The 9,292-nt window shown below is 36.6% G+C and carries 4 protein-coding genes and 1 pseudogene; 2 read left to right on the top strand and 3 right to left on the bottom strand.

The features are described from left to right. Nucleotides 1-445: 445 nt before the first annotated feature. Nucleotides 446-4,822 carry a CheR family methyltransferase gene (locus AC3DU7_RS16710; protein ID WP_488040452.1) on the bottom strand — a complete coding sequence of 1,459 codons (4,377 nt, stop codon included), beginning with the start codon at nucleotides 4,820-4,822 and terminating at the stop codon, nucleotides 446-448. Between the two features lie 649 nt (nucleotides 4,823-5,471). On the opposite strand from AC3DU7_RS16710, the gene AC3DU7_RS16705 reads away from it, so the two are divergent. Beyond that, entirely contained in the window at nucleotides 5,472-6,800 is a 1,329-nt protein-coding gene (locus AC3DU7_RS16705) for a 16S rRNA (cytosine(967)-C(5))-methyltransferase (protein WP_488040451.1), read from the top strand. Between the two features lie 225 nt (nucleotides 6,801-7,025). Here AC3DU7_RS16705 and AC3DU7_RS16700 read toward each other — a convergent pair whose 3' ends face one another. Continuing rightward, entirely contained in the window at nucleotides 7,026-7,256 is a 231-nt protein-coding gene (locus tag AC3DU7_RS16700) for a hypothetical protein (protein ID WP_488040450.1), read from the bottom strand. Next, nucleotides 7,256-7,759: an ankyrin repeat domain-containing protein gene (locus tag AC3DU7_RS16695; protein WP_488040449.1), complete on the bottom strand. Its 504-nt coding sequence runs from the start codon at nucleotides 7,757-7,759 to the stop codon at nucleotides 7,256-7,258. The genes AC3DU7_RS16700 and AC3DU7_RS16695 overlap by 1 nt, the downstream gene beginning before the upstream one ends. A 173-nt stretch (nucleotides 7,760-7,932) precedes the next feature. Between AC3DU7_RS16695 and AC3DU7_RS16690 the strand changes: the two are divergent. After that, nucleotides 7,933-8,814: pseudogene (locus tag AC3DU7_RS16690) on the top strand (IS630 family transposase). Nucleotides 8,815-9,292 lie beyond the last annotated feature (478 nt).

Raw genomic sequence — 9,292 nt, 5'->3', positions numbered from 1 at the left:
GGCGAAGACGTGATAGATACGACCGGGACTATGATTCTTATAACAGAAATTGTGACTATTATGGCAATTGTCACTACTTTGAAAATCGGCCTAGAAATATTAGAAAAAACATTAGATTCAAATACTATTTCAACCGTGATTAAAAATCTAAAAAATTAGATACGTTATTACCCGAACGAGTCCCTAAGTATAATCCCAGAGTTGTCAAAAAGCCTGTATCAATGTGCGCTGGCTTATGTACAAATTGCAGAAACTGTCCAATAGCTAAAAGTCTTATACTATCAGCTTTTTATTCCCCCCTATTGCCTCTCTTAGTTAGCATTCCGCAAGCGAGCTGGTGGCGACGCGGGGTCTGACCGCTGTTGCCTATTGCCTGTTGCCTGCGCACAGTCCTATATACACAAACAATGCTACCAGACATGATATTCAGCCTTCTTTTTCCTTCCTACTCTTCTTCCATCAATTCAGCAATAATATCAAACCGAAACTCATCAGCTAATTCCATCAAAGCGTCTGTGAGTTGCTGGTGTTCTTCTGGAATTTGCTCTAATAGAGAAATAACCTCCTCAGAGCTACAGCTAAGAGCTGCTGTGCGAAGTTGAGAGCGAAACTCTGGACTGATACTAATATCACTCAAGGTGTCTTTAGATAAATTAGGTACTGTTGAAGTATCGGTGTCAGGAGTAGAGGTAATATTACAAGAACTATATATGTATTTAACACCAATACATTCAGCAATTGAGTTGAGCAAAACATCTTCCTCAACTGGTTTGGAGAGTATATGACAACAGTTATCTTCCAAAAATGAATGTTGCTCGTCACTAAAAGCTCCAGAAGCAGAAAGGGCAATAATCATCGTATTTTGACCTTCAGGGGTAGATTTAATCTGTTCAATAGCCTCAAATCCATTCATTCCAGGCATTCGTAGGTCCATACAAATTAACTGTGGTTGGTGCTGCTCCCACTGGTGGAGCGCCTCTTCACCATTAGCTGCTTCTAATATTCGGAAACCTAATGGTCTCAACATCATCAGTAGCAATTTTCGATTTTCTTCTCGGTCATCAACTACTAAAATACGATATTCTGGTTGGTCGGGAGCAAGACCTAATATTTGTTGAACAACTGGCAGCTTGGTATGGGTAGTATCGGCAGCATAATTAACCATAATTGAGAAACTAAAAGTTGTTCCTGAAGCAGGATTACTCTGGATATGAATATCGCCACCCATTAGTTGCACAAATCCCTGACTTATTGACAAACCTAGACCTGTACCTGTTTGAGAATACCTACCTGCTGTGCCTTGAACAAATGCTTCAAATATTTTCTCTAACTCTTGCTGAGTCATACCTTTACCTGTATCTTCAATCTCAAACTCTAAGTTAGTAGTTAAATCAACGGGGTTCACTTCTGTATCATCTTCTGTATCATTACTTTCTGATATTTGTGCAACTCGGACGCTTAATTTCACATGACCCACATCAGTAAATTTGATAGCATTGGAAAGGAAGTTAATCAGTACTTGTCGTAGTTTCTGCCGATCGCCATAAATATATTGAGGTACTCTCTCATCAAGCTCAAGCAATAAATTCAAACCTTTTTTTTCTGCACTTGGTCGAAACATTTGTCTCAGCTCTGTGATGAAGGCTTTAAAATCAAACAAACTCAGCTTCAGCTCCATGCGGTTAGCTTCTAGCTTAGAAAAATCCAAAACTTCTTCGACTAATTCTAGTAAATTATTCCCACTTTTATATATCAGGTCTAACTGCTCTATTTGCTGCTCATTGAGATTATCTCCATGGGCTAAAAGTTGTGTAAAACCTAGAATAATATTTAGAGGTGTTCGCAGCTCATGGGTCATCTGTTTGAAAAAGTCACTCTTAGTATTGTTAGCTACTTCAGCTAATTTTTGGCTTTCTAATAACTTTTGTTGAATTTGTTTGAGTTGAGTAATTTCTGTAATTACTCCACCAATTCCTTGTTTGCCGTTTTCTAATTCTATAGGATAATAACTTGATAGCCACCAACCTACTGTTTCAATGTCAGTAGCATGAGGAGCATTAATTTCAATATTTCTGATAATTTCTCCTGTTGCCAATATTTTATGGAATAAGGGATTTAATTGATCTGCTAAATACGGTAGTGCTTCTGCAAAAGTCTTGCCAATATTTTCTGATACGTTCAAGTTATTAATCTCAGCAAAAATAGAGTTAATGCGTAAAAATCTTAATTCTTGGTCTAGTAAAAACAAACCTGCGGGACTAGATTCATACAAGCTTTCCAGAACATTATTAGTGTGTGTGAGTTTAGTTTTAGTCTTTTGGAGTTCGTTAATATTTACTAATGTGATGACTATGCCATCGTTGATCTCATCTTCCCGAATATAGGGATGAATGCGCAGGAGTAAATTTTCTCTAGTAGGAGATAAAGTTACTTCCCTCTCGATTAATTTTTGATTGCTGAGAGCTTGTTGGATAATTTCGATGAAATCTGGGCAGTCTAGGTTGTGAGTAAAATGATATATAGGGCGGTCAATGTCAGTGCCTCTAATATTAATAGCTTGGGTAGCAGGGGGGGTAAATCTACGAATTTTGAGATTTTTGTCGAGGAAAACTACGCCGATATCTATACTCAGGAGCAGATTATCAATATCTTCACTCAGATGAGTCAGCTCTTCAATTTTTGCCTGATATTGGGAGTTAATAGTAAACAATTCTTCGTTTGTTGACTGTAACTCTTCATTGGTACTTTGAAGCTCTTCGTTGGAGGCTAGTAATTCTTCATTAGTAGCTTGTTGCTCTTCGTTAATAGTTTCCAGCTCTTCTACTGCTGCTTGTAAATTTTCTTTGGTTTGTTGAAGTTCATATTCTAGCTCTGTAATTTGTTGTGCTACTTCTGGTGCTACTTCATAAACTTTTTTTTGACGATCGTTCAGTAAAGATACCATTGGTGGGGTTTCTATTTCCAGAAATACAATTAAATATTCTTCTAATGATGGGGTGTTGCAGTTGTAGCCAACTCGCAGAGTAATATTTTCTTCTCGATAGTTTCGGTAGAGTTTTATTCCAGTATACAAAACTGTCAGCTTATCTCGTTTGGCACGATGCAGTGCTGTATCTAAAGGTAGCTTTAGTTCTGGTAAAATAATGTCGGTGACTTCTAAATTTGCTTCCCCAATAGGAATTTGTAGTAGATCGGCCTCATTGTAGAAAACATTCAGTAAGCGGTTATCTATATTTACCAACAAAGCAGTAATTTTTCGCTCCCCAAAACCTACTTGAAATACTTCTGTCAGCATTTTGTCAAGTCTGTAGCGATTAAGTTTTGTCTGTCTGGAAGAATAGATAGTAGCCATGGTTACTGCTTTTGGTGTCAGATGAGTTAAGGGTAGCTGGACATCTCGTCGCTTGTGATAAACTTTCAAACAAGATTTGAGGGGGATAAATTCTTCCTCTAATTCTCCAACGCTTTCAGTATTACCTAAAAATAAAATTCCTTGGGATGATAAGGAAAAGTGGAGTAACCGTAGCACTCGTTGCTGCAATTCTGGCTGCATATAAATCAGTACGTTACGGCACGAAACTAAATTCATCCTAGAAAAACCAGGATTTTTGCTCAGATCGTGAGGGGCAAATATCAGCATTTCCCTCAGCGATCGCTTTACTTGGTAACTATCTACTTCATGGTGAAAATATCTTTCTAGGTATTCCTGAGGTATATATTTGGCAATAGACTCTGGATAAATTCCCCTAGCAGCAGTTTCTAGAGCTTTATTATCAATATCCGTGGCAAAAATTTTCACTTTTAGAGACTTACCTGTTTCTCGGATAGCTTCATCAATTAGGATGGCCATTGAGTAGGCTTCTTCTCCTGTTGCACAAGCAGAAACCCAAATTCGCAATTGTTTTTCTTCTAGTTGAGCTTTCTTTACAAGTTCGGGCAGAATTTCTGTTCTTAAATATTCCCAAGCTGGAGGATCTCTAAAAAAAGAGGTAGCACCGATGAGTAAATCTTGGTAAAGTATTTTTTGTTCTTCTTGAGAATTTTTGAGATAATGAATATAATTTTCTAGCTTTCCAGCTCCTACTACAGTGCAGCGATGAATAATTCGACGAGTGATGGTGGAAGTTTTGTAATAGTAGAAATCTACTTCTTTATATTTGTAGAGGATACTTAATATTTCCTGTAGTTCTTCGGAAGGAATTAATAGTGATTCTTTATCTTCTCTAGATGATAATAGATTTTTTTCCCACTCCACAATGTGGTAAATAAGTTGAGCAAGTTCTACTGGAGACAAGATTTCTTCAATTAACTCAGAGGAAATAGTATTGGTGGACATACTGGTAAATTGGTCTGTTTCTGGAGATTTAACCAGAGCAAAGCCATTAGCGTCACGGATAGCTGCTAATCCTTCTTGGCCATTATCACCACTGCCAGAAATGAGAATGGCAAGAGCGTGCTTTCCCCATTCTTGTGCCAGAGACTTGAAAAAATAGTTGATGGGAGTGTCAGACTCTGAGGAAAGATCGAGTAAATGTAGGGTCTGAGTTTCTAAATATAGATATTTTCCCTCTGGCGCAATATATACAGTCCAGGGGTTCATTTTCATTCCATCTTCTATAGTATGGACTGTAAGGCTCGTTTTTCCTTCTATAAGTTGGACAAGCTGACTAGGAAAATTAGCAGATTGATTTTGGAGTACTATTATGAATGCAATATTTAGTTGCTTTGGCAAATGAGAAAAAAATGTTTCTAGTAGTTGTAGATTCTCTACAAATATTGCTATACCTACGACAAACAATTGGTTTTCTGGTTGTAATTTCATTTTTTAATTGGGGAAGAGGTAATTTCAGTTATCAGTTATCAGTTATCAGTTATCAGTACCTCTAGCTGTTTGCGCAGCATTCCGTAGGAAATGCCTTATGCTTGAAATCTGGCATATTCTCTTTTATCTTGGTCTCATGGATATGGTTAGATAACCCATCCATGCCTCAATCGCTTTTTATCCCCTAAAAAGGGGAAGCGTATACCCAGAATTTTTCGGTAATAAGCAATAAGTCGTACTTCACTTTTTTAATCAATGCTATAACAATCATTTGTCCTACCTATTTTAACTGGACTATCAAATATACAATTAATTTTGTTTGACTACTTATTTTAGTAAACTATTCAAGAAAATAGGGAATAGGGAAAGACTTTTCAAATAGAGGAATTATTAATAAGTCAATATTAATCTACTAATGTTAAATTTTGGACAGTTTAAAGTTAAAACTATTCATCTATACCAACTGCCATGGCTACTCTTGAGCGATCAAATATCTGTTTGAGAGAACTCCGCAGTAGAAATAAAGGAATATCAACTTTCTTCTTTATTCTTCCTTCTTCCTTCTTCCTTCTTCCTTCTGCTATATATTATCATGCTATAATTTCCAGATTCATAAAAAAAGTTATTAATTTTTTTTTAATTAATTCCAGTGAATAATAACCCTCGTAAATTAGCTTTTACTATCCTCCAAGAAGTGTATCGAAAACAAGCTTTTGCTGATTTTGCCCTAGATAAACATCTCAGAAAAAATGATTTAATTGATGCTAACCGTAGATTAGTTACAGAATTAGTTTATGGATGTGTGAGAAAGCAGCGATCGCTTGATGCAATTATCGATCAATTAGCAAAAAAGAAATCTCACCAACAACACCCAGATTTACGAATAATTCTTCATATTGGTTTATATCAATTATCTTATTTAGCACAAATTCCAGAATCAGCAGCAGTTAATACCACTGTTGAGCTAGCAAAACAAAGTAAACTAGCTAGATTAACTGGTTTTATTAATGGTTTACTCAGAGAATATATTCGGCGAGAATTGACAATAGATCTACCTAAAAATCCAGTACAAAAATTAGGAACATTATATAGTTTTCCTGACTGGATAGTTGAATATTGGATAGAGAAATTAGGTTTAAAAGAAACCGAAGAATTATGCTCATGGTTCAATCAATCGCCGAGCCTTGATTTAAGAATTAATCCGCTCAATACTTCAATCAAAGAAGTAGAAACAGCAATTAAAAATGCAGGTATTTCTGTTGACTGGATGCCCCAATTTCCCCAACTTTTAAGACTAACAGGTGCAGTAGGTCCAATTCAAGAATTACCAGGTTATAAAGAAGGTTGGTGGTCAGTTCAAGATAGTAGCGCTCAATTAGTTAGTTATTTATTAAATCCACAACCAGGAGAAACAATTATTGATGCTTGTGCTGCCCCTGGAGGTAAGACAACTCACATAGCAGAATTAATAGGAGATAATGGCAAAATTTTTGCTATTGATAAAACAGATTCTCGTCTAGAAATGTTAGAACAAAATGCTGAAAGATTGCAGTTAAAATCTATTTCTATCTCTATAGGAGATAGTCGAAGTTTTCCTGAATTTATTAATCGAGCTGACCGAGTTTTATTAGATGTACCTTGTTCTGGTTTAGGAACTTTACACCGTCGAGTAGATGCAAGGTGGAGACAAACTCCAGAAAATATTCAAAAGCTCTCAAAACTTCAGAGTGAGTTATTAGGAAATACTGCCAAATGGGTAAAACCAGGGGGAGTTTTGGTATATGCAACTTGTACAATTCATCCTTTAGAAAATGAGGAAGTGATTGAGAAGTTTTTGACAAATAATTATGAGTGGGAAATTGAAGCACCAACTATTGATTTTATAGTGTCTCCCACTGCGGAAGGATGGGTAAAAGTTTGGCCTCATAGAGAAAAAATGGATGGCTTTTTTATGGTGAAATTAAGAAGAAGGCAGTAGCAATTAATAATTAATAATTACCCATTCTTAGAGGTTGTCTGATAAGTCCCATTTGCTACATCGCTCGCCCCCGCGCATCCCCTTATTTTGGGGCAGGGCTAATTCATTGTCGTAGCGAAAATATTTACAACCCTATATTTTTGGTTAACTAATTCTAGTTAAGATGTACGAAATTTCAAAATTTCAAAGGATACAATTTTTTGATCGCGTGACTATGAATTGACTTTACTTCCCACTCCCCCACTCCCCTACTTCTTTTTTCTCTCGTGACAATGAATTAGCCCTGCTTATTTTGGGGAAATCTGCAATTTTTTCACCATTACCATCCACCAAACCAATAACCGAACCCAAGGCATCCGTCAAATAATAAACCCCATTCCCAGACTCATCCACCCGCACCAGAGGCGAATCTCCCACATAACTAAAAGCTGCCTCCACCTGCTCATCCTTCACCATCAAGGAGAATCCAATTCATCAATAGCTCCAGCGTCTTGTAATAATCTCTGAATACCGGGATGACCTAAAGTGCAAACGTCATTGTAAGTTTGTCGATCTATATGCCAAGCATAGGTAAGGGGTCGGTAACCATCTAGATTTTTGGCATTAACATCAGCTCCTGCTTTCAATAAGCTTTTAACGATTTTTGGCATTTTAGAACTTTCCACACTAGCAATTCGAGCCGCTTCTATTAAAGCAGTATTACCTTTTGCATCTCTAGCATTAACATCGACATCAGCTGATAAGAGTATTTCTACTATGTTGATATTTTCTCTTTGAACAGCTTCAATTAAAGGTGTAGTGCCCAAGAAGCTTTTAGGATCAACTCCAGCACTGACTAAGCCTTGCACCCTTGATTCGTCTTCTATCATCACTCCGTGTAATAAAAGAACACGATCTAAATCTTCCTCCTCCGCCCCTCTTTTCAAAAGTTCAACAATTATAGCAATGAGCGCTGGCATATTTACATATTACAAAGACTGTCTTAATGTAGTATTGTGTACTGTATGACCTGCATTTTCATAAATTAGGCGATCGTCAAACACTAAAGTTTTAAGGATGAGTGTTTAGGTATTGACAATTGACAGTTTATAGTTTAAGGTATTTCTATCTTGAAAAATCAAGTTTGAGTGTTATGGTACATCCTTACAGTCAGGATTTGCGTGAACGGGCTGTTAATCTGATTATTAATGGTACGTCTATCAGTCATGTGAGTCGTTTATTAAATATAAGTCGGCCTACTCTTCATCAATGGCGAGATCGATATTTAACCACAGGCTCAATAGTCGCTAAGGCCAATGTACCTCCTCCTCAAACATCTAAAATTAAAGATTGGGAAAAATTTGAAAAATTTGTTGAGGCTAATCACGAGCAAACTCAAAAACAAATGGCTGGAAAATGGGGAAATTGTAGTCGTTTTACTATTAGTAGAGGTTAAAAAAAAATTGGTTTTACTCGTAAAAAAAAACATATGGTTATCAAGAAAGAGACGAATCACAAACAGAATAGTTCATGTTGAAACTGAATCAAATAGACAAGAAAAGTATTGTTTATGTAGATGAAGCCGGAATAGATAATCGGGAAGATTATCCTTATGGTTATGGAGTTAAAGGAAAAAGATTACCAGGTATGAAGTCAGGAAAAAGGACTGAGAGAGTAAGGAGCGATTGCAGCTATAAATCAAGAAAAAATGTTTGCTCCTTTAACATTTGTAGGAAGTTGTAATCGTGTATAGCATGAGAACTGGTTGGAACATTGTTTACTACCAAAATTACACCCAGGGCAAGCGATAATAGTGGATAACGCAACGTTTCATAAGTCAGTTTATATTGAAGAATTAGTAGCTAAAGCCAAGTGTGAAATCTGGTATCTACCACCTTACTCGCCAGATTTTAATAAGATAGAACGTTGGTGGTTTGTACTCAAAAATTGGATCAGACAAAGACTCAAAGAATTTAAGAATTTTAGAGACTGTGTAGATGCAGCTTTCATTGAAAATCCTCGAGTTTTTCCCTAGCGATCAAAGATATGCTATAGGAATAATTAGTGTAGTTGCTCTTTGAGACTATCGCTATTACACAAGAATGTGATGTTTGACTTGTCTGTTAAATCAAGTTCCAAGGTGCGAAGGCAGGGAAAACACATCTCCTGCATTTAAGTTCTGACAGGGCAAGGGTTATAGGTTACGAGTATTTATCTTTAAAGCTCAACAACAAAAGGTTCCAGAATTTAGATGCGTTTCCCCTGGGTGCGAGTGCGAGGGAGTAGTGTCAGCGATAGCAGAACGGATGCGCTCGCAACATTGATCCAACAAAGCCGTTATGAACTGTAAATTTTAAATCCATTACACGCATCCTTAAAACTTTAGTGTTTGGCGATCGCCTAATTTATGAAAAATGCAGGTCATACAGTACACAGTGCTACATTAAGACAATCTTTGTAATAGAGTTGTTGGGAAATAAGATAGAATAAGTTAAGAAAAAATTGGCGACCTT

The sequence above is a fragment of the Okeania sp. genome (assembly GCF_983059655.1).
The sequence above is the reverse complement of the archived record's forward strand: the minus strand, read 5'-3'. Positions and strand labels throughout refer to the sequence as shown.

Excerpts from the sequence above, each read along its gene's own strand:
- AC3DU7_RS16700 (WP_488040450.1), bottom strand. The coding sequence starts at position 7,256 with ATGGTGAAGGATGAGCAGGTGGAGGCAGCTTTTAGTTATGTGGGAGAT.
- AC3DU7_RS16695 (WP_488040449.1), bottom strand. The coding sequence starts at position 7,759 with ATGCCAGCGCTCATTGCTATAATTGTTGAACTTTTGAAAAGAGGGGCG.
- AC3DU7_RS16710 (WP_488040452.1), bottom strand. The coding sequence starts at position 4,822 with ATGAAATTACAACCAGAAAACCAATTGTTTGTCGTAGGTATAGCAATA.